A 20,955-nucleotide genomic window follows, 5' to 3' on the forward strand; every position below is an offset into this window, starting at 1 on the left:
CCGTGCGCACGGGTGAGCCGTCGTTGCCGCGGTGGGCCTGGGTGCCTGCGGCGGCCGGCGGCCTGCTCGTGCTGCTGCCGCTCGCGGCACTCCTGACCCGGGTGCCGTGGGGTGACGTCGGAGGGCTCGTCACGAGCGAGTCCGCCCGTGTCGCGCTCGCGCTGAGCCTGCGGACCGCAGCTGCCAGCACGCTCCTCTGCCTCCTCCTCGGTACGCCGATGGCGCTGGTGCTGGCGCGGTCGCGTGCGCGCGGCCTCGGCGTGCTGCGCGCTGCGGTGCTGCTGCCCCTGGTCCTGCCGCCGGTGGTCAGCGGCATCGCGCTGCTCGCGACGTTCGGGCGACGCGGTCTCCTGGGGCACGTGCTCGAGGTGGCAGGCATCCAGGTGGCCTTCTCGACCGCGGCGGTCGTGCTCGCCCAGACCTTCGTCGCGCTTCCGTTCCTGGTGACCAGCCTCGAGGGTGCGCTGCGCACGGCGGGACGCCGCTACGAGTCCGTCGCGGCGAGCCTGGGGGCGCGCCCGACCCGGGTGCTCGTCCGGGTGACGTTGCCGCTCGTCCTGCCGGGGCTCCTGTCGGGCGCGGTGCTCGCGTTCGCGAGGGCCCTGGGCGAGTTCGGCGCGACGATCACCTTCGCCGGCAGCATGCAGGGCGTCACGCGCACGCTGCCGCTCGAGATCTACCTCCAGCGCGAGGTCGACCCGGATGCCGCGGTCGCCCTCTCGGTGCTCCTCATGGCGGTCGCGGTCGGCATCATCGTCGTCGTGCGACGTGACCGGGGCGTGCTGTGAGCGCGGCCCTCGAGGTCGCCGCCGATGTGGCTGCCCGCGACGTCCGCGTCGCCCTGCGGATCGAGCCGGGGGAGACGGTCGCCCTCCTCGGCCCCAACGGAGCGGGGAAATCGACGCTCCTGGGCGCGGTCGCGGGATCGCTTCGTGACGGGGCCTCGCACGTGGTCCTCGGTGGGCGCACCCTCTCCGGCGCGTCGACCTGGGTGGCTCCCCACGATCGCGGGGTCGGTCTCCTCGCCCAGGACGCGCTGTTGTTCCCGCACCTCGACGTGACGGGCAACGTCGCGTTCGGCCCGCGCTCGCAGGGTCTGGGCCGCCGCGCCGCGCGGGCGGCAGCGGTGCGCTGGCTCGACCGGGTGGGCTGCGTCGACCTCGCGGACCGCCGCCCCGGGGCGCTCTCCGGCGGCCAGGCGCAGCGCGTCGCGATCGCGCGTGCACTGGCTGCGGAGCCCGAGGTGGTGCTCTTGGACGAGCCGATGGCCGCCCTCGACGTCGACGCGCGCCCCGCCCTCCGCCAGGTGCTGCGTGAGGTGCTCCGCGACCGCACCGCCGTGATCGCCACCCATGACGTGCTCGACGCGCTGCTGCTCGCGGACCGGGTCGTCGTGCTCGAGGGTGGGCGCGTCGTGGAGGACGGTCCGGCTGCAGAGGTCCTGGCGCGGCCCCGGTCTGCCTTCGCTGCACGCGTCGCCGGGCTCAACCTCGTCGGGGGGCGGTGGTCCTCCGGCGTACTCGTGGGGGAGCGGAGCGTCTCCGGGACGGCGCGCGAGGAGCTGCCCGAGGGAGCCGACGCCGTCGCCGCCTTCCGGCCCTCCGCCGTCTCGGTGTACGCCGCGGCGCCTGCGGGTTCTCCCCGCAACGCGTGGCCGGTGACCGTCTCCGCGATCGAGCCGTCGGCCGACCAGGTCCGGGTGGTCGCCGGCGACCTCGCGGCGCTCGTGACACCCCAGGCGGCTGCGGAGCTCCGCCTCGCGCCGGGCAGCGACGTCGTCTTCGTGGTGAAGGCCAACGAGGTGGAGATCTACCCGCGCTGACTCGGTGGCTCAGGCGTGCGTCGCGCGCACGACACCGCTCACGAGCGCCTGGACGGTCGAGGCGAGGCGCTCGACGTCGACCTGCTCAGGAGTGGAGACCAGGAGGCGGCCGAAGTCCTCGGCCGTCGCGACCAGGGCGCGGGCGAGGATGGCGGGGTCTGCCTTGTCCGTGGGCACGTAGGTGCTGATGAGGGAGGCGACCTGGTCGCGGAGTCCCGCGCGGGCCCGCTCGATGCGCGCCGTGAGGGCCGGGGGTGCGGTGCCGTCGCCGGCGAGGATCAGTCGCCACGTCACCGGCTCGCGGCGTACGGCGTCGGCCCAGGCCTTCGTGATCCGGGCGGCCAGTGTCGACGGGTCGCCGAAGACGGCGAAGGGCAGCACCGAGGTCAGCTGCCCCATCGCCTTGCGTTCCTCGCGGTCGAGCAGCGTCTCCAGCAGCGCCGGCAGGGTCTCGAAGGCTCCGTAGAGGACCGGCTTCGTCACGCCTGCCTCGGCGGCGATGGCCTGGGCGGTGAGCGCGGCGTAGCCGTCCCGTGCGACGACACGCAGGGCGGCGTCGAGCAGCTCGGTCCGTCGCTGCTCGACGGGCATGCGGGCGGCGTACGGCCTCCGCTTGCGCTTCTCGTCGTGGCTGGTCATCGGAGGGAGGGTAGCGCGTCCATGATTACTACTCTATGGTAGTAATCATGGGCACCGAATCACTCGCCCCGACGGTCGACGACGAAGCAACCGGAGGTGCGGCGACGACCCTGGTGACGCTCGCGGTCCTCGGCTACGTCGTCGGGGGCATCTTCTGGATGGAGGCCGCCGGCGCGGAGCCGACGAGCACCCTCACGCCCCTCAGCGTCGTCCAGTTCCTCTGGGCGATCCTCTTCTGGCCCCTGCACCTGGTCGGGATCGCCTGATGGCACTCAACCCCGTCGGCGACATCCTCAAGAACGCCAACCGCACCCTGCGCAGCGCCGACGACATGCTCGGGCAGGTCGGCCAGACCCTCGCCTCGGTCGACGGTCGGCTCGTCGACGTGCGCGACCTGCTCGGCAACGTCGAGGGCCTGCTCGGGCGCACCGAGCAGACGCTGCTGAAGGTGCAGGGCCTCCTCGAGGAGCTCGAGGAGCGCATGGTCCTGCTCGACGAGCTGCCCGCGATGAAGCTCCAGCTGGCGGAGATCCACGCGGCGGTCACCAGTCGCGGCTGACGGAGCCGCGGATCCCTTCGCCTTCATCGGTCGAGTGCCTACCCTCGAGTCATGCGCCTGCTGCTCCTGGGGACCCTGCTCGTCGTCGCCCTGTCGGCGTGCGGCGCCGACGCCACCGACACGGCGGGCTCGGCCGCGCCGACGGCCGCGGGCAGCACCGCATCGCCCGACAACGCGCTCGCCAAGGCCGCCGAGGAGCTCGCCAGGTCGTCGACCGACATCCCCACGGAGGTCCCGCCCGTGCCCCAGGAGTCGAGCGCGGATCCTGCGATGACGATCGCGGCGGATCCGAGCAGGTACGTCGTCCCGACGCCGGTCGACGAGACCTCCGATGACTGCGCGACCATCTGGCGCGCCGGCCGGACCCTGCCCTCGCCGTACGACGGATGCATGGACGCCACGGGCCTGGTGACGCCCGAGGAGCGCGATGCCGGTGGCGGCCTCGCGTACGACTACCGGGGCCTCTGTGCCCGGGAGGGCGCGGTCATCCGCCGCTGTTGACGGCCTTCGCAGGTGGTCTAGGCCGCTTGCGCGTCGCGTACTGCGTGCCGTACCCCACATGGGCGGCTGTCGTTGACCCCTTCGTTTTGTCCGGAAGACGAAGGATGTGCCCCCTGTGAAGCTGCGCCCGATGCGGTCGAACCGACGCGCGCTCAAGCTGGTGCTCGCCACCTCGCTTGCGGCGCCCGCAGCGTTCGTGGTCACGCCTGCCGCCGACGCCGCCCTGCTCAACTCGCCGCCGACCGCCGTGGCGCAGGCGACGCCGAACCCGGCCCACGCGGGCAACACGGTGACGCTGCTCGGCTCGGGGTCGAGCGACAGCCAGACGGCGACGGCCAACCTCTCCTACGCCTGGAACTTCGGTGACGGCTCTGCGGCCACCGCGTCGAGCAGCTCCAACATCGCGGTCGACCACATCTACCCGGACGCGGGCGTCTACACGGTCACGCTCACCGTGACCGACGCGGGCGGGCTCACCGACACCGACCAGGTGGTCCTCAACGTCGACGACACCGCGCCGGTGGCGCAGGCGACGGCGACGCCGTCCCCGGCCCTCGTCGAGCAGGCCGTCACGTTCGACGGCTCGGGTACCGCCGACCAGGAGACGGCCGACAGCGGCCTGACCTTCGCCTGGACCTTCGGCGACGGCTCGACCGGCGCGGGCGTCAAGCCGACCCACGCCTACGCCGCCGCGGGCACCTACACGGTGAAGCTGGTCGTCACCGACCCGCAGGGCGCCAGCGACACGAAGACCTTCGCCCTCCAGGTCACCAACTCCGCGCCCACGGCGGCCGGCACGATCACGCCCGCGTCCCCGACGGCGGGCGAGTCGGTCACCTTCGACGGCACCGCCTCCACGGACAAGGAGACGCCGCAGTCGCTGACCTACTCCTGGGACTTCGCCGACGGATCGCCCAAGGCGTCCACCGTCGCGCCGGCGCACACCTACGCCGCCTCCGGCTACTACCAGGTCAAGCTCACCGTGACCGACCCCCAGGGTCTGGCCACGACGAAGAGCTTCGCCCTGACCGTCGGTGCGAACGAGAAGCCCGCTGCCCGGTTGACTGCCTCGCAGACCAAGGCGAACGTCGGCCAGTCCGTCTCCTTCGACGGCTCGACCTCGACCGACCGCGAGACCGCGGCCCTCACCTACGCCTGGGACTTCGGCGACGGTACGGACACGACCGCGCTCACGAGCTCGAAGGTCACGCACTCCTGGACCGCCGCGGGCACCTACACGGTCACGCTGCGCGTGACCGACGCCAACGGGCAGACCGGCACGGCGACCGTCACGATCACGGTCGGCAACACCGCCCCGGTCCCTGCCGGAACCGTCACGCCGCAGCCGGCGTACGCGCTGCAGCAGGTCACCCTCGACGGGTCCGCCTCCACGGACGCGGAGACGCCGAGCCAGCTGCAGTACTCCTGGACGTTCGGCGACGGCTCCGCCGCCACGGCGTACGACGCCAGCCCGGTCGCCAAGCACGTCTACGCCGCCGGCAGCTACACCGCGACCTTGCGCGTGAAGGACCCGGTGGGAGCCGTCTCCCTCAAGACCTTCAGCGTCTCGGTCCTCGCGAACGCCGCGCCGGTGGCCAGGCCCACCGCCACACCGAACCCGGCCCACCCGGGCAAGCCGGTCACCCTCGACGGCAGCGGTTCGACTGACGCCGACGGCGACGCCCTGACGTACCTCTGGACGCTGCCGGACGGCTCGTCCGCGACGACCGCCTCGACGGCGTACACGTTCCCCGCGACCGGCACCTACACGGCCAGCCTCACCGTGACCGACGCCCACGGCATCTCCTCGACGTCCTCGGTCACCGTCGAGGCCACCAACGCGGCTCCGACCGCCGCTGTCGCGGCCTCGCCGCTCACCGCCCACCGCGGCCAGGAGGTCACCTTCGACGGACGCGGCTCGAGCGACCCGGACGCGGACGCGCTGACGTACCTGTGGGAGTTCCCGGGCGGTGACACGGCCACGACGTCCGTTGCCAAGCACACCTGGGCCGACGCCGGCTCGTACGCCGTCAAGCTGACCGTCGTCGACCCGTTCGGTGCCTCCGCCACGAAGACCGTCACCGTGACCGTGGTCAACCGGGCTCCGGTCGCCGTGGCGACCGCATCCCCGCAGGCAGCCCACACCGGCGAGACCGTGACCTTCGACGGCACGGGCTCCTCCGACCCGGACGGCGATGCGCTGTCCTACACGTGGGAGTTCCCCGGTGGGGCGACCGCGACGACCGCGAAGGCTACGCGCGCCTTCCCGGCCGTCGGCACCTACCAGGTCAAGCTCACGGTGACCGACGCGTTCGGCGCCTCGACCTCCGACCTCGTGACCGTGACTGCCTCCAACGCGGCGCCGGTCGCATCGGCGACGGCCACGCCGGCCACCCCGCACCCCGGCGACACCATCACCTTCGACGGCACGGGCTCGTCCGACCCGGACGGCGACGCACTGACCTACAGGTGGGAGTTCCCGGGCGGCGTCACGGCGACCACCGCGAAGACGACCCGCCCGGCCGGCCCGATCGGCACCTACCAGGTCAAGCTCACCGTGACGGACCCCTACGGTGCCTCGTCCTCGACGACGCTGACGGTGAACGTCTCCAACAAGGCGCCGACGGCGGTCGCGACCTTCTCGCCGGCTGCTCCGCGGCCGGGCACCACGGTGACCTTCGACGGCACGGGCTCCTCCGACCCGGACGGCGATGCGCTGGCCTACACGTGGGAGTTCCCGGACGGCTCCACCTCCACGGTGGCCAAGCCGACCCGCAGCTGGTCCGCGCCGGGCAGCTACCCGGTGAAGCTGACCGTCACCGACCCGTACGGTGCCTCCGCGTCGACGACCGTGACGGTCACCGTCTCGAACAAGACGCCCGTGGCCGCCGCGACCGCGACTCCGACCGCTCCGCGCCCAGGTGACACGGTGACCTTCGACGGGACCGGTTCGTCCGACCCCGACGGTGACGCGCTGACCTACCGGTGGGAGTTCCCGGGTGGCGCCACGGCGACGACTGCCAAGGCGACCCGCACCTGGAGCGCCACGGGCAGCTACACCGCCAAGCTGACCGTCACCGACCCCTACGGCGCGTCGTCGTCGACCACGGTGTCGGTCAACGTCTCCAACCAGGCCCCGGTCGCCTCGGCGACTGCGACGCCGGTCGCCCCGCACGTCGGTGACGCCGTCTCCTTCGACGCCACCGGCTCCTCCGACCCGGACGGCGACGCGCTGACCTACTTGTGGGCGTTCCCGGGTGGGGCGACCGCGACGACGGCCAAGGCCAGCCACACCTGGTCGGCGACGGGCAGCTACCTCGTCACGCTCACCGTCACGGACCGCTACGGCGCCTCGTCGTCGACCACGGTGACCGTGAACGTCGGCAACGCCGCGCCGTCGGCCGTGGGCACGGCCACGCCGGCCGCTCCACACCCGGGAAGCGTCGTGACGTTCGACGCGACCCGGTCCTCGGACCCGGACGGCGACGCGCTGACGTACCTGTGGGACTTCGGCGGTGGCGACACCGCGACGACCGCCAGTGCGACGCACACCTGGGCGTCGCTGGGCAGCTACCCGGTCACGCTGACGGTGACGGACGCGTTCGGGGCCTCCGACACCACCACCCTCACGGTGGTCGTGTCGAACCGGGCGCCGGTGGTGTCCGCGGCCGTGACGCCGGCTGCGCCGCTCCCGGGCGACGTCGTGACGTTCGACGGCACCGGATCCTCGGACCCGGACGGCGACGCGCTCACGTACCTGTGGGACTTCGGCGGCGGTGACACGGCGAGCACGGCGAAGGCCACCCGCAGCTGGAGCGCTCCCGGTAGCCACACGGGCACGCTCACGGTCACGGACGCGTTCGGCGCGTCCTCGTCGACGACCGTCACCGTGACCGTCGCGAACACGGCGCCGACGGCGTCGTTCACCTTCGCTCCGCAGCCGCTGTACACCGGCGTGACGGCGACGTTCGACGCCAGCGCCTCGTCCGACCAGGAGAGCCCGGGCTCGCTCACCTACGCGTGGAGCGTGGACGGCGGGGCCCCCGTCGAGGGGGCGACGCTGGCCCGCAGCTTCGGCCAGCCGGGCAGTCACAGCGTCGCGCTGCGGGTGACCGATGCAGACGGTGCCTCGTCGACGGCGTACCGGACGGTCATCGTCGCCCGCCGCGTGGCGTGCGAGGGCTCCTCGGTCACGCGGGGCGGCACCTGGAACGTCGTGTCGAGCAACGCGCGCGGCGGCAAGAGCTGCCGCAACGCCACGTCCGGCCGCGGGTCGCTGACCGTCCTCACGAGCGGCGACCGGTTCGGCCTGACCTTCGGCAGGGTCAAGGGCGGCGGCACCGCGAAGATCTACGTCGACGGCAGCTACGTCGGTGCCGTCTCGACCGGCGCGACCTCGACCACGGTCGCCTGGACCGGCCGGACCGTCTTCGCCGGCCTCGGCGCCGGGCCGCACAAGGTCGTGGTCCGGATGGCGACCGGCATCGGCAACATCGATGACCTGCTCGTCTACGGGCCACTCCGCTGACGCAGCAACCTCCGCAGCAGCCCCGCCGCGCCCCGTGCGCTGCGGGGCTGCTGTGTTCCGGGGCTCCCGGGCGTGCTCAGTAGGTGAACGAGTAGCGCTTGTCGGAGATGAACGACTTCCACTCGCCGCTCGCCTTGCCGTACTGGGTGTCGAAGAGGCCCGATCCTGCGACCACGAGGACCCGGGACCCCTTCGCGAACCCGCATCGCCCCAGCATGCCGAGCGACACCTGGTAGTGCACGGTGCTGGTGCTGTAGACCAGTGATCCCTTGCCCGGGTGGTGTGTTCGTGCGGCACCTGTCGTCGCGGTCGCCTGATCGCAGTACCAGTACGTGGTGTAACCGGTGCCGGCGCTCGTGTCGGGCACGGCGTCGATCACGAGGCGACCCAGCTCCGTTCCGTGAGCGTTGTCGAAACGCAGCACGGTGTGGGAGTTGATGCCCCACCCGTTCGACATCCGCAGACGGTCCAGGCGGTTGTAGGTGGTCGTCGCGTAGAACGTCGTGGCGTCGCGGCGGAGCGAAAGCGTCTTCAAGGTCGGGTCCGTCCGGGCGTACCCCTGGAGGTGCGCCGCCGCCTGGGTCTCGGTGAGTCCGTAGCTCCAGAACTTCACCGGGGTCCCGGTGGGGGCGATCGAGCCGAAGGCCGGCGAGCTGAGGATCACCGCCCCGAGGCAGGCCGCCACCACTGAGGCCAGGGCTGGTCCGAGCGAGGTGCGCGGCCTCGCCGACGGTAGCCCGTGGGCCGCCCGATCCGCGTCGATGTGCCTCCGCGCATGCGCCATGTGACGTCCTCCCGTTCGCCGGCACGCCGATCGTGCCGATACCGGGTTGATGTCACCGGGGATGCCGGGCGTTACAGCGGCGGGCGCCAGACACGCGAGAACCCCGCCCGGTTCGCAGGAGTTCCTGCGGGTGGGACGGGGTTCTCGGAGTGGAGCCACCTGTCAGATTCGAACTGACGACCTGCTCATTACGAGACCGTCCGGGGCCTTTGGTTGAGCGGAAGGCGCCGTCCTTCGGCGTGCGTGAAGTGCGCTGGTTCCCGGGGTCCGAGGTGCGCCGGGGGTGCGCGAAGTCAAGGTCGGGTACGCCGCGGAGGGTGAGGCTTCGGGGCGGCCCCGGAGGTGTCGCGCGCCGTCTCCACCGTGGGTGATCTGAGCGTGCCGTGACCGCTGGGGCGAAGCGGCCTGAGCTGGCGCCTGGTCTCCGTCGTCACCAGCCCTGAGGGGTGGGGTGCGCGCAGGGACCGGGCGCCAGCCCGCATGCCCGGAGCGCGGGGCCCCGCCCCGCGGCGCGCCGCAGGCGCGCCCTTGACCAAGGAGAAGAAGCTCTTAACCGCATCTAATCCATCTGCGACTCATGCAGAAGCGCGCGGATCAGCGGAGGTGACCGCGCGTTTCCACCGCGTCACCAGTGGCGAGTGACATAAGACGATCGCTGAGGGCCCGTTCTCACGGCGTTGCAAGGAAGACCGGCGGGTCCTGGTCTGTGTAGACGACAACCTGGATCTGCGGTTCGACGTTCGCGCGATCCTGTAGGACTCCACCCGTGGTTGCGCTGACGCCGGCAAAGAACGCGTCGAGAACTGTCGCCCTTGTGGCGGGATTCGCGTCAGATGTCCACCAATAGATGATGAGCTCGCTGGCGGGAGATCCTTGGTCGTTCTGTCGATTTAGCGCGGAATATACGCGTCGCCACCACCATCCGTCAGATTCGCCGAGCGAGCAACCGAAGACGATGAACAGTCGTGTGTCTGGAAAGAGATGGCCGTACTCGATCTGGTTCATTGCCCAGTACGGCTTCATGAGCTTTCGACGGGAGTCTCTGCCGTGGTCGAGACCGTCGGGGGCGTCGATTCCGAATAGAAGCGATCGCGGAATGGCTTGTTGTCCGTGGGGATGGATCACTTCGCTTCGGACGTAACTCGACCAGCCGGTCTCGTGGTTGCCGGATCCGCGTGGGTGATTTGTAGGGTTGGGGCGGAAGGTGAAGTTCCGGTCGGCAACTGTGTGAGCGCGTGGCTTGAACTGCTGGGCGTCTCGAAAGACGTAGTCGTCGAGCAGGGGTGTGTAGTTGAAGTTCACGAACAAAAAGTTGTAAAGGTCGTAATGACCGGTCTCGCTTGGGAACGTGAAGGAATCAAAGATCGGGGACCTTGCGGCGACATCCCCGATCAAGTCCGCCATCGACGTCATGGCCAATGAGTTGTTCGCGGAATCGTTGCCGAGCTGCGCCAGTAGGCCCGGTGGCGCTACAAGTTCCAAATACTCCGAAAATGCGGTTTGGACGGCGACCGTCGCTTCATAGACAGCCTCGGGCGAATGCCACCCACCTTCGGGGCTAAGGAGGTGCCCAATCGCTGATTCGATGTCACTCCAGTTCTCCCGACCAGTCTCCTTGGCGGCGGCCATCTGTTGGACGACGAGGTTGGAGGAGTCAAAGTCGCGGGAGGCGAGGTAGTAGTAAAAGGACGGATAGCGGGGCGAGAACCGTGATTGGTACCGATGGGCGACTTGAATGTCGAAGCCGTTGCCTACCAGCACCATGATGTTGTGCTGGTTTGCGAGCGCCTCGTACTCGTCTCTCGTGAACGCGCGATACGCCATGCCTTGTCCTATCCCATCTCGTCTTCCGGTCGCCGGCGTTCCCTACTTCAGTGCTGAGTCGTCGAGCTTCCGACGGATTCGCGCAGCCTTCGACCACCCTGCCGACCCCTTGTCGAACGCCCAGATTCCAGCTGCGATGCCGGGGTGGATTCCGATGCTGGCGGCAAGTTCGGTGATTTCGCTGGCAGTTGAGAGTTTCGCGAGCGTTCGCGCCTTTCCTCGGAGCACCGTCTTCTTGGCGAAGTCGTTTGCTTGAGTTTCGGCTCCATCGGCGTCGTCGGGAGCACCAAATTCAACGACGCTCTTCCGTCGTGGGTGAAGGACAATGTGCCCGGCTTCGTGGAAGAACGAGAACCAGATCGAGTCTTCATAGCCACCGCGGCCTGTCAGTGCGATGACAGGCTTTTCGGGGCCTAGCCAACGAACCGCAGCCGATGCTCCCGTCTTCGCAATGGCGGGCGTGTAGACGACTGCGACGCCGACTTCGGCGCATCGTTCCTGGAGCTCCGGCCACGCCTGCGAAATGGGTTTGAGGGTCAGACTCGGGAGTTCGTCGAGGAGGTCAGCGAACCTTGCTCTCGAGTAGTCGCCGACCACTAGGGGTTCGGCTTTGCGCTCGGCCAGTCGAAGCCATAGAGATGTGGCGTTTGCATCGATTGCAATGTGTTGAGCGCGTCGGAAGGACAGCAGTGGTTCGACGTACAGCTTGTCGTACCCACTCGGTTCAGCGACGGCAAAGAAGTCGAGAAGCTCGCCAATCTGCGACTCGACTGTCGTCTTGGCGGTCACGACTCCATGCTTTACAAGGTCCGCGACGTTGAACTGCGCGAACCATTCCTTGTAGTCGGCCAGTTTGGCGGTCGACTTCGTGCGCCCCAACTGTGCCTGGTGGGCGGCGTCAAGTCGGGCCAGCAGGTCGGCCGAGATGCCGAGCACCCTTTCAAGCCGCATTGCCGTGTCAGTCGATAGAGGCACGGTGTCGGTGATGACTTGGTTGAGGTGCTTGGCTGACAAGCTCGCGCGGACGGCGAGGTCCGCTTGGCTGATGCCCCGCGCGGCGAGTTCCGCGCGCAGGAAGTCGCCTGGCGTAATTCCGTAGTCGTGGTCCAAGTAGGTAGTGACGGGGGATGTCGTCATGAGTCGATGGCCTCCTTCAAAGACATGCCGACCGCGCAGATGGCGACGGCGAGGACCCGGCTGAGACCGGTCGGGTTTTGGTCGACCGGGATGGGGCGTCCGCGGTCGTCAATCGGTCGCAGGATGAGCCCACTGGCGGGCGTCCCGTAGTGGAAGTCGCTGACTTGCTTCGGTGTGAGCCTGGTTAGGGCCGCTGCACGCGTCGTCGCGAGCTGGGCGAGCGTTTCGGCGTGCTTGAGCAGGTGCAGCGCCATCCGAAGGTCGTCCCGTACGCGCCCTTCGAGGCGTGCCAACGCGGAGGGATGGATGGCGTCCGCGACCGCCTCGCCGACCGGGAGAACCTTCACGCGTTTGCCTTTACTGGATCGGTAAAGTCGAATGCCGTACACTAATCACGTAAATCCTACCGGCTCGATGACGGTCATCGAGTCAGGCCACTCCAGAGGAGGTAGGGCAGTGCGCGTATATATCCACGGTGACAAGCCGGTTGAGATGGTTGACGTTGAGGAGACGGTGTTCGTCTCGACGCTGGTCCCGGACGGTGCCACGGTCTGGGCGGAGGACGCCGAGGCGCCGCTCGACGCGGCGGCTACCGTCGCCGAGGTGACGAACAGCGGACGTGCCGCCGTTCACGTCGGACGCGGGCAGGTGACGGTGTCGGTCGCCTACAACGGTGCGACGAAGTCGGCGGCGTTTGGGCCCGGTGTCCGGATCCAGAAGGTGCTGGACTGGGCGACCGGTCCGGACGGCTTCGCCGTCAACCCGGTGGATGCCGCGAGCCTCGTTCTCCGCCTGTCGGGTAGTGCGGCGGACCTGGACAGCGACGAGCACGTCGGCTCGCTCGCTGCTGACGGCGTGTTGGCCCTCGACCTCGTTGCCGGCGTTCGCTTCGCGGGGTGACGGGCATGAACGAGGTGAACCACGTCCCGCCCGATGAGCAGGCCCTCGACGGTGACCTGCGGCGCGCCCCGTTCCTGCGTGGTCAGGACGGCGGCTTGTGGTCGCTCGTCTCCCGCGTTGGGACGGTCGCCACGTTCACGATCGTTGGTCGGTCCGGTCGCACGGTCGGGGTGCGACTGGACTGTGCCGGTTACCCGTTCCAAGCGCCCACTGGTCAGTTGTGGTCGGTGGAGGCCGACGCCCCGCTTCCGGAGGCTGACTGGCCGACTGGGGGAGCGGCGGACGCTGTGTTCAACCCGAACTGGTGCAGAAGTATCGGGGTAAGGGCGTTCTACTTCCCGTACGACCGGGCGGCTCTGAACGGTCACGACGGGTGGAAGGAGGAGCACCCCGGTTATGTCTGGGGTTCCACGCGTACCGTTGTTGACGTCCTCCGACTTCTTCATGCCACGCTGGCCACTGCGACGGGTCCAGCGATGAATGACGTTCAGGCGGCGTCGTGACGGGCTCAGCAGTTCCTCACGCTCCTGGCGTGGTCATGTCGCGCTCGATGTGGCGGGGCCTGTTGGCCGAGCTTCAGCGGCGGGGCGAGGAGTGGCGCGAATCGGGCGCCTTCCTGCTCGCCCGACCGGGCGAATCCGTCGTCGAACACGTCGCCTACTACGACGACCTCGACGCCAATTGCCTCACCGGCGGCATCACCTTCGCAAGCGCCGGTTTCACCCGACTCTGGGAACTCTGCGCCACACGTGGGCTGCGGGTAGTTGCCGACATTCACACTCATCCCGGGGAGTGGGTCGGTCAATCACGCATCGACGAAACGAACCCGATGATTTCCACGCCCGGGCACATCGCTCTCATCGCTCCCGAATACGGGCGCCGCACGAACCTCGAGGAATTCGGGGTCCACGTGTACCAGGGTGGTCACCGGTGGACCGAAGTACTTCCGGGCAACCGGCGAACCGTTGTGCGGGTGGTCCCGTCTGTGGCCCTGCTTGCCTACCATGCGCTGCGGCTCGTCCGGGGGTGGCGGCGTTGACCATGGTTCCGAACCCCGACCAGTACTCCCGGGCCGCGAAGGCGCTTACCGACAGCGGCCTCGCAGGCTTCGACGAAGCCGCGAGTATCCTGGCGGCGTCCCGACCGCAGCTCGTCCTTGGTGCCGACTTGGTCACTGGCGCGCACCACATCGCGGCCCTCACCGTCGTTCAGACCGCTCACCGCGCGTTCATGGCACCCATCGATGTCATCGTGGAAGGCGATGTCGCCGATAGTCGCTGTCTGACCCCTGGCTACTCCTGCACACTCGCCGAAGCCCTCGTCGAGTGTGGCGCCAACATCGTCACCGTGTCGGACCCGTCACGGGTGGGCATCGTCATCGGCGACGGCCACTCAACCGGACACGGACTGCAAGTCACGTGGGCCGCATGGCTCGCGCGTGTCAGCCCTAACGCGACCCGGCTTGCCGAGGACAACACCATGCCGCTGGCGCCCATTGCGGCCGCAGCGCTCGCTGTCGCCGAATGCTTCCAACAAGTTCTCGGCGAACTCTCCGCGACGCACCGTGTCCGGACACTGAACCTGTGGGACCGAACCGGCACCGTCACCGGTCCTCGGCTGACCCGGCTTCCGAGTGAAGCGTGGCTCGTCGGACTTGGACACCTTGGACAGGCATACGCTTGGTGCATCCGCGCGTTGCCTTACGCCGACCCGACCGAGGTGACCTTCTACCTTCAGGACTACGACCGGGTCAGCGACGCCAATCACTCGACCAGCGTCTTCGTCACGGACCCGGACGAGCGACGCCTGAAGACCCGCGTCGTCGCCCATGCCCTCGAAACCGTTGGCTTCCAGACCCGACTCGTCGAACGCCCCCTCAATGCCGACCAGCGGCGGAGCGAGGACGAGCCCGGTCTCGCTCTCGTCGGCGTCGACAAGCTCGCCCCACGCCGACACCTGTCCGCCGTCGGTTGGGACTACACCGTTGACGTCGGCCTCGGAGCCGGGCCCACCGACTTCACAGGCATCAGCCTCCATACTTTCCCCGCCGCCGGACGCTCAAGCGAACTCGCCGCCTGGCAGAACGAACCGACCACCGCCCGCCGTGACGCGACCCTGGAGATGAAGGCCTACTCCGAGGCGGGCGAGCAAGCGTGTGGGCACGTCCTTCTCGCCGACAAGGCCGTGGCGGTTCCGTTTGTTGGCGTAGTGGCTGCATGCCTGGCTGTCGCCGAACCGCTCCGGCTCCTGCACGGCGCCAATCCGACCGCCGCCCTTGCGTACGACGTTGGACGCCTCGCTCCGGCGCGAGCTGTAACCGGCGAATGCCTCGCCGTCCCGTTCGCACACGTGGCCGCCCTAGGAATCTGAACCTGTCGCAGGAGCGCAGTCGCGATGCGTGGCGATACAGGTCGTTGGCGACATCGAAGTCGGCACCTTCGCCGGGTTCTGCATCGCCGCAGTATGGAGGCTCTTCGATGTACGTCCGCCATCGAGATGCTTACCTAGCCACACCGGCCGTCGCCCCCGGGGAGCGTACTTCTGGGCGTAATGACCGCGGCTGAGCCGTGCGAATTTGCAGCGTCTGGATCGCGTTGCAAGGCCCCCCTAGCGTGACCCTTTGAACCGTCGGGCAACACATGGGTCGCCATCGACTACGACGAGACGTGGGCGCCCTTGGAACCTTTGGTCACCCCTGGCAGCAGACCCTGACCATCTGGGGTGACGACCTCCTGGACTCGCTGGGATCCAGCCTCCTGACCTGGCTTCCAAGGCACTCACAATGCACGGTGTGATCCGACTGGATTCCGCCTTGGGTCAGGCGAGCGCAGTCATGAGGCGGTCCAGACGGCGGATCGCGCCGGGGTGGGTCTCGAGAGCGCCGACAGTCTCGACGGTGGCGACGTACATGTTGGCGAGCCGGGACTTGTCCTTCTTGGTCACCTCGACGGCGGACACGTCCGCGGCGGCCAGGCATGAGGCCAGCGCGGCGAAGTCGTAGCAGTGGCGGTCGCGTCCTGGGCTTGTGGTTTCGAGGCGTGCGGCGGCCTTGAGGATCATCGCGCTTAGTAGGACGGGTCGATTCACGTAGCCTTGTCGGCCGGCGACGGAGACCTCGACGGCCTCGGAGCGTGCCAGTGCCTGGGTCCCGCCGGGCGCGCTGATCGTAGGGAAGCCGCTCGCGCTGGGCCGCTTGGCTGCGCGTTCGCCGATGCCTTCGGGAATCAGTACGTCGAGGACGGCGGCTCCGTGGCGCCAGCGGTGCTGGATGCCTTCGGCGCTGGGTGACGCAACGAAGCCAAGATCCAGCAGGGCAGAGGTGACCGCGCCCAACACCTCTGGCTCACGGGCGTTCACGACAGCGTCGGCGTCCTCGGTCGCTCGTTGCGGTGAGTAGTTCCGTTCGGCGCAGTGGAGGTGGACCAGCTGGCCGCCGATGAGGGTCCAGCCGGCGGGGTGCCGCTCGTGGAGGTCCAGCAGCGCGTGCCAGGCGGCTTCCTGGGCAGGGGCCATCGGCGGCAGGACGATCACGCGTTGCCGCCGATCTCGGTTGCGACCTCGCCGACGAGTTCATGCGCGCGGGCCAACTCGCGGGGACCGCCGTGTTCGGCCAGGTCGGCAGCCAGTAGGAGGCGGCTCAGGCGCAGTGGGCGCTCGGGAGCAGCGTGGAGGATCACGTTGGGCCGCTCCGCGGGTCGCGGGTCCTCGAGCCAGTGGCGCGCGACCAGCGGTTCGACGTCGTGACTGGCGACGTACCCCTCGACGAGCGACATGTCCTCCATGCTGCTCTGCTCCACCGACAGTCCCGAGAGCAGGATCAGTGGATCCCTGCGAAGGCCGGCCAGATCTGCCGGCGCGGCCGACAGTTCGAGACGGTCACCGCGCCAGCTGAGCCAGGCGAAGAGATCCGCGTGGTCGCGGTCGACCAGTGCCCGTCGAATGCGTCCGACAGCGCGCCAGTGGGACGAAGCGCTGATTCGCTGTGCGCGCTCGCGCAGTGGCTCTGCGTCGCGTGACGCAGGGTCGTCGATGACGGGGTCGACGTCGAGCTCGAGCAGGCTCGCCCAAACCGATCGCGGGTCGACGGGTCGGCCGCGCTGAGGGCGAGGTGCGGGACCTGGGGGCAGGTCGACCAGCCAGCGCCCGCCGATCTTCTCGGCCCGGATCTGGCCGGCGTCGATGCGCTGGCGTACGCGGCCCTCGGAGACGCCGAGGCGTTCCGCTGCCTGTCGTACCGAGAGCTGAGCCATGTTCATAATGCTAACGCTTTCGTTAGGTTTATGAAATGGCCGACGGGCGAGGCCAGTCGAGCCGTTCGGGCGGTTATCCACAAGCAGATCGATCAGACGCGCACCATCACGATCAGTACGGGTTGGCGCTGGTTGTTGCTTAACGGTGCTTTCTGCCGTTCGAAACCGACTCTCAGCGTTGCTACAAGGGCGGGGACCCCCGAAAAGTTTTCGGGGCACTAAATCCGAGCTTGTCGCACGCTGGTTGCACCGTGCTGGTGCATGCACTGGCTAGTCGACTCGGAGGGTGGTGGCACGCGATGGGCGTTCGATCTCGCAGCGACGTGGTCGCCCTGCTGCCGCGGTTGCTGCCCGATGCGCTGCCCGGCCTCGCCGGCGATGCCATCCCCGACCTCCCGCGACTGAGCCACACCGAGCAGGACCGGTTCCTCGAGCAGCTCCGCTCCCAGTCGGTCGGCGACTTCGCCGATGCCCTGGCCAAGGTCGGTGGCTGCTCGCATCCGATCAGGCTTGTCGGCTCCTCGATGCGGGTCGACGCCGCCACCGGGGAGGTGGTCTCGTCGTTTGCGAGCAAGGACCAGGAGCTCGGGGTCGTCTACGTCCCGTGCGGCAACCGTCGTACGTCGAAGTGTCCGGCCTGCGCGTGGGTCTACGCCGGCGACACCTACTGGCTGATCAAGACCGGCATCTGCGGCGGCCGCACCGTCCCCGACCGGGTGACTGAGAACCCGATGGTCTTCGCGACCTTCACCGCCCCGTCCTTCGGCGCAGTCCATGGCCGGCGCGACGCCGGGGCCTGCCGACCCCGCCGGGGTGAGTGCGAGCACGGACGCCCGCTCGGCTGCCACCGCCATCACGCTGAGGACGACGAACTCCTCGGGCAGCCGCTGTGCCGCGACTGCTACGACTACACCTCTCACCTGATCTGGCAGTGGCACGCCGGTGAGCTGTGGCAGCGGTTCAACATGGCCATCAAGCGCGCCGTCGCCAAGCACCTCGGAGTGCCCGGCTCGAAGGTCACCGAGCACGCGTGCGTGCAGTACGGCAAGGTCGCCGAGCTCCAGGCCCGCGGCGCGATCCACTTCCACGGCCTGCTCCGTCTCGACGGCCCGAAGACCACCCGCGGCTACGAGCCCGCCCCGGCCGGCATCGACGCCGTCGTCCTCTGTGAGCTGATCAAGGAAGCCGCCGCCTCGGTCCGGCTCGAAGTGCCCGGCGCAACCCCCGACGACGTACGTCGAGTCCTCGCGTTCGGAGCCCAGATCGACGTCCGCACCGTTCATCCCGGAAGCCGCGTGGACGACCCCGACGGACCGCTCACTGCGAACCAGGTGGCGAAGTACGTCGCCAAGTACGCCTCCAAGGCGGCGTCGGACGACGCCAAGCAGAACGACCACTTCCAGCGGCTCCGCGCCACCGCCTACGCACTCGCCGAGCGGACCCGCGACGCCGCCGAGGATTGGTGTGCCCGAGGCGAGACGCCGCCGCGCTACGGCGAGATGTCCCGCTGGGCGCACGAGCTGGGCTATCACGGCCACTTCGCCAGCAAGTCCCACGTCTGGGGCCTGACCCGCACCCAACTTCGGAGAGCGCGGCAGCGGGTCCGCATCCTCGAGGAGCAGGCCCGCCGTACCGGTGAAGTGCTCGACCTCGCCGCCCGGGAAGCCGAGCTCTACGCCAAGGAGGCCGTCGAGGACGAGACCACCGTCGTGATCGCCGAGTGGCAGTACGCCGGCACCGGCTGGGCCAACGACGCGCAGACCACCCTCGCCATCGCCTCGGCAGCCGCAGCGCGCGAGTACGCCCGTGAGGAAGCAGCGGAGCGCAGGACCACCCACAACAACTCGGAGAAGGGAACACGGTGATGAAGAAGCCAGAAGGAAACGCAGAAGGCCTGACGTTCATGCTGACCACCAGCGAGGTGGCCAAGCGGCTCCAGGTCTCGCCGTCCACGCTGTCGCGCTGGCGGGCAACCGGGATCGGGCCGAAGGTCTACTGGATCAGCCAGGGCTCGCCCCGCTACCGCGAGGACGACGTGATGGCGTGGCTGGAAGGTCTGTCGGTGTGACCGTCCGCAAGACTCCCAACGGCCGCTGGCGGGGGCAGGTCAAGGTCGGCCGCACCCAGGTCGCCTCACGGACGTTCGACACCCGACGCGAAGCGGTGTCGTGGGTGATGCGGGAGCGGGCAGCGATCGCCGGGGGAGTGGACCCGCGCGCCGGCCGGCAACGGGTCCGCGACCTGCTCCCGGAGTGGCTCGAGGTCCGCAAGGCGTCGGTCTCCGCGCGCACGTATCGCTCGGACAAGGATCTGGTCCGGCTGGTGCCGGTGGCGATCGGTGCCATGTACGTCTCCGCGATCACCGACCGCGAGGTGCAGCGGGCACTGGTCGCCCTGTCGCAGCGCGGCCTTGCGGAGTCCTCGGTCGAGCGGTTCCGCGCGTCGCTGTCGGCGTTCTTCGGCTGGTGCGTCCGCGAGCGGATCGTCCTGACCAACCCGGTGACGCGCACGAAGGTGCCACGGCAGACCCGGCCGACGGTCGAGATGTATCCGTTCTCGGAGGACGAGCTCGAGGAGGTCGTCGCAGCCGTGGCCGAGCGCAACGTGCAGCTCTCCCGCGTGGTGCTCGTTGCGGGGTGGACCGGGCTGCGCTGGTCGGAGCTGCGCGCGATCCGGGTGCGCGACTTCATCCGGGTGCCGCTGCCACTACTCGTTGTGGAGCGGGCCGCGCCGGAAGGCGTCGGGGTGAAGCAGACCAAGGGCCGTCGCGTTCGCAGGGTGCCGGTCGCCGACCGGATCCTGTCGATCATCGAGGCGTTCGCCATGGAGAAGGGGCCGAACGACCTGCTCTTCACCACCGATGCCGGGGCACAACTGCACGCCACGCCGTTCCGGCGTACGACGAACTGGCCGGTCACCGGACAGGGCCGACGCGTCCACGACCTGCGGCACACCGCGGCGTGCCTGTGGCTCAACAAGGGCGTCGATCCGGCGACCGTCCAAGCGTGGATGGGGCACGCCTCGATCGGCACGACGAACATCTACATCCGCCACCTCGGCACCGGTGCTGACCGGGCCGGACTCGACCGTCTGAACGCCGATTCCAGGGGGCTGGGGTGCGCCGGGGGTGCGTCAGAGGTCCGGGGGTCGGAATGACAAGCGAAAACCCCGCCCGGTTCGCAGGAGTTCCTGCAGGTGGGGCGGGGTTCTCGGTCTGGAGCCACCTGTCAGATTCGAACTGACGACCTGCTCATTACGAGTGAGCTGCTCTACCAGCTGAGCTAAGGCGGCCCGTGCCGGCGACGCGACGGAGTCGACTCGCCATAGGCAACGCGGGAAGTATACGGACGCGGGGCCTGTGTGGCTAAACGAGGGCTACAGTCGCCGTCGTGCCCTCCGTCGTACGCCGCCAGATCGCCCGATCCGTGACCGTCCTCGCCCTCGTGGGCACGGCCGCCCTCGCCGGCTGCGGCGGTGGCGACGAGCCCGATGCGGTGGTCAGCCCGAGCCCGGCCGACATGACGCCCACCGTCAAGGTCGAGCTCGCACGCGGCATCTACAAGGAGAACGACCCGGGTGGCAGCGCGACGCCCCTGGTCAGCTCGTCGGAGTCGAGGTGCATCAGCGACGCCCTGCTCTCGGCGTTCAGCGTGAAGGACCTGATGGACCTGCGCGTCCTCAGCAACACCTATGTCTACTCGTCGGCTCCGGAGGCGGTGCCGGCCGAGGACGCCGAGAAGTGGATCACGGCGTTCGACGGCTGCCTCGACCTCGACGCCTACATGCTCGGCGTGACCCGGGCCGGCGTCGCGGAGATCGCTCCGAAGTACGGCCGCAGCGACGCCGACTGGGCGAAGGTCGCCACCTGCCTCGACAAGGCCGACCCGAAGGCCGCGCACGACGTGATGCTCAGCCAGCTCACGGCCAGGGTGACGGAGAACGCGGCCACGCGGTCGTTCATCGACTGCGTGAAGATCGCCTACCCGGACGTGTCCTTCTAGTCCGGCCGTA

General features: G+C 69.2%; 21 protein-coding genes and 1 tRNA gene. 14 read left to right on the forward strand and 8 right to left on the reverse strand.

The features are described 5' to 3' along the window. Positions 1–2 precede the first annotated feature (2 nt). Both Q5722_RS09045 and Q5722_RS09050 read left to right on the forward strand, forming a co-directional pair. Positions 3–788 (forward strand): ABC transporter permease, encoded by a 786-nt coding sequence (locus tag Q5722_RS09045; protein ID WP_305027886.1) that lies wholly within the window; start codon positions 3–5, stop codon positions 786–788. Beyond that, entirely contained in the window at positions 785–1,822 is a 1,038-nt protein-coding gene (locus Q5722_RS09050) for a sulfate/molybdate ABC transporter ATP-binding protein (protein ID WP_305027887.1), read from the forward strand. The genes Q5722_RS09045 and Q5722_RS09050 overlap by 4 nt, the downstream gene beginning before the upstream one ends. A gap of 9 nt (positions 1,823–1,831) precedes the next feature. Here the strand turns inward: Q5722_RS09050 and Q5722_RS09055 are convergent, their stop codons facing one another. Further along, positions 1,832–2,461, reverse strand: a complete 630-nt coding sequence (locus tag Q5722_RS09055; RefSeq protein WP_305027888.1) for a TetR/AcrR family transcriptional regulator — start codon at positions 2,459–2,461, stop codon at positions 1,832–1,834. 47 nt (positions 2,462–2,508) lie between these two features. Between Q5722_RS09055 and Q5722_RS09060 the strand changes: the two genes are divergently transcribed. The 4 genes from Q5722_RS09060 to Q5722_RS09075 all read left to right on the forward strand — a co-directional run bounded on the left by Q5722_RS09060 (position 2,509) and on the right by Q5722_RS09075 (position 8,049). Then, positions 2,509–2,727 (forward strand): hypothetical protein, encoded by a 219-nt coding sequence (locus tag Q5722_RS09060; RefSeq protein ID WP_305027889.1) that lies wholly within the window; start codon positions 2,509–2,511, stop codon positions 2,725–2,727. Continuing rightward, entirely contained in the window at positions 2,727–3,020 is a 294-nt protein-coding gene (locus Q5722_RS09065; RefSeq protein ID WP_305027890.1) for a hypothetical protein, read from the forward strand. Before Q5722_RS09060 ends, Q5722_RS09065 begins: the two co-directional genes overlap by 1 nt. 51 nt (positions 3,021–3,071) lie before the next feature. Continuing rightward, positions 3,072–3,521, forward strand: coding sequence for a hypothetical protein (locus Q5722_RS09070; protein WP_305027891.1), 450 nt, complete (start codon positions 3,072–3,074; stop codon positions 3,519–3,521). 130 nt (positions 3,522–3,651) lie between these two features. Further along, entirely contained in the window at positions 3,652–8,049 is a 4,398-nt protein-coding gene (locus Q5722_RS09075) for a PKD domain-containing protein (protein ID WP_305027892.1), read from the forward strand. Positions 8,050–8,125: 76 nt separating this feature from the next. Here the strand turns inward: Q5722_RS09075 and Q5722_RS09080 are convergent, their stop codons facing one another. The 4 genes from Q5722_RS09080 to Q5722_RS09095 form a co-directional block, all read right to left on the reverse strand. Beyond that, the gene (locus Q5722_RS09080) at positions 8,126–8,713 is read right to left on the reverse strand and encodes a hypothetical protein (protein ID WP_305027893.1); all 588 of its coding nucleotides are present in this window, start codon (positions 8,711–8,713) and stop codon (positions 8,126–8,128) included. 789 nt (positions 8,714–9,502) lie between these two features. Further along, positions 9,503–10,657 (reverse strand): AbiH family protein, encoded by a 1,155-nt coding sequence (locus tag Q5722_RS09085; protein ID WP_305027894.1) that lies wholly within the window; start codon positions 10,655–10,657, stop codon positions 9,503–9,505. A gap of 42 nt (positions 10,658–10,699) precedes the next feature. After that, positions 10,700–11,794: a helix-turn-helix domain-containing protein gene (locus tag Q5722_RS09090; RefSeq protein ID WP_305027895.1), complete on the reverse strand. Its 1,095-nt coding sequence runs from the start codon at positions 11,792–11,794 to the stop codon at positions 10,700–10,702. Beyond that, positions 11,791–12,183, reverse strand: coding sequence for a hypothetical protein (locus Q5722_RS09095; protein ID WP_305027896.1), 393 nt, complete (start codon positions 12,181–12,183; stop codon positions 11,791–11,793). Before Q5722_RS09095 ends, Q5722_RS09090 begins: the two co-directional genes overlap by 4 nt. A gap of 25 nt (positions 12,184–12,208) precedes the next feature. Here Q5722_RS09095 and Q5722_RS09100 point away from each other — a divergent pair, with 25 nt between their 5' ends. Genes Q5722_RS09100 through Q5722_RS09115 form a run of 4 tightly spaced genes read left to right on the forward strand, consistent with a single transcriptional unit; the run spans position 12,209 to position 15,064 of the window. Next, entirely contained in the window at positions 12,209–12,694 is a 486-nt protein-coding gene (locus Q5722_RS09100; protein ID WP_305027897.1) for a hypothetical protein, read from the forward strand. Positions 12,695–12,699: 5 nt separating this feature from the next. Beyond that, positions 12,700–13,197, forward strand: coding sequence for a DUF7665 family protein (locus tag Q5722_RS09105; protein ID WP_305027898.1), 498 nt, complete (start codon positions 12,700–12,702; stop codon positions 13,195–13,197). A gap of 29 nt (positions 13,198–13,226) precedes the next feature. Further along, positions 13,227–13,733, forward strand: coding sequence for a hypothetical protein (locus tag Q5722_RS09110; RefSeq protein WP_305027899.1), 507 nt, complete (start codon positions 13,227–13,229; stop codon positions 13,731–13,733). A gap of 2 nt (positions 13,734–13,735) precedes the next feature. After that, positions 13,736–15,064, forward strand: coding sequence for a BilD N-terminal domain-containing protein (locus Q5722_RS09115; RefSeq protein WP_305027900.1), 1,329 nt, complete (start codon positions 13,736–13,738; stop codon positions 15,062–15,064). A gap of 447 nt (positions 15,065–15,511) precedes the next feature. On the opposite strand, the gene Q5722_RS09120 is transcribed toward Q5722_RS09115, so the two are convergent. Continuing rightward, complete coding sequence (locus Q5722_RS09120) at positions 15,512–16,225, reverse strand: hypothetical protein (protein WP_305027901.1); 714 nt, start codon at positions 16,223–16,225, stop codon at positions 15,512–15,514. After that, a complete protein-coding gene (locus tag Q5722_RS09125) occupies positions 16,222–16,944 on the reverse strand; it encodes a helix-turn-helix domain-containing protein (protein WP_305027902.1) in 723 nt (240 codons plus the stop codon). Before Q5722_RS09125 ends, Q5722_RS09120 begins: the two co-directional genes overlap by 4 nt. Positions 16,945–17,243: 299 nt before the next feature. On the opposite strand from Q5722_RS09125, the gene Q5722_RS09130 reads away from it, so the two are divergent. From Q5722_RS09130 to Q5722_RS09140, 3 genes are read left to right on the forward strand one after another with little or no spacing between them, the layout of a single operon-like run. Continuing rightward, positions 17,244–18,809 carry a replication initiator gene (locus Q5722_RS09130; RefSeq protein ID WP_305027903.1) on the forward strand — a complete coding sequence of 522 codons (1,566 nt, stop codon included), beginning with the start codon at positions 17,244–17,246 and terminating at the stop codon, positions 18,807–18,809. Positions 18,810–18,847: 38 nt separating this feature from the next. Next, the gene (locus tag Q5722_RS09135; RefSeq protein ID WP_131582328.1) at positions 18,848–19,012 is read left to right on the forward strand and encodes a helix-turn-helix transcriptional regulator; all 165 of its coding nucleotides are present in this window, start codon (positions 18,848–18,850) and stop codon (positions 19,010–19,012) included. Continuing rightward, a complete protein-coding gene (locus Q5722_RS09140) occupies positions 19,009–20,100 on the forward strand; it encodes a tyrosine-type recombinase/integrase (protein ID WP_305027904.1) in 1,092 nt (363 codons plus the stop codon). Before Q5722_RS09135 ends, Q5722_RS09140 begins: the two co-directional genes overlap by 4 nt. Positions 20,101–20,159: 59 nt before the next feature. On the opposite strand, the gene Q5722_RS09145 is transcribed toward Q5722_RS09140, so the two are convergent. Then, positions 20,160–20,235, reverse strand: a tRNA-Thr gene (locus Q5722_RS09145). Positions 20,236–20,333: 98 nt separating this feature from the next. Between Q5722_RS09145 and Q5722_RS09150 the strand changes: the two genes are divergently transcribed. Beyond that, the gene (locus Q5722_RS09150) at positions 20,334–20,945 is read left to right on the forward strand and encodes a hypothetical protein (protein ID WP_305027905.1); all 612 of its coding nucleotides are present in this window, start codon (positions 20,334–20,336) and stop codon (positions 20,943–20,945) included. The last annotated feature ends 10 nt before the right edge of the window (positions 20,946–20,955 follow it).

Origin of the sequence: Nocardioides jiangxiensis (assembly GCF_030580915.1) — a bacterium.
GTDB classification, from domain to species: Bacteria; Actinomycetota; Actinomycetes; order Propionibacteriales; family Nocardioidaceae; genus Nocardioides; species Nocardioides jiangxiensis.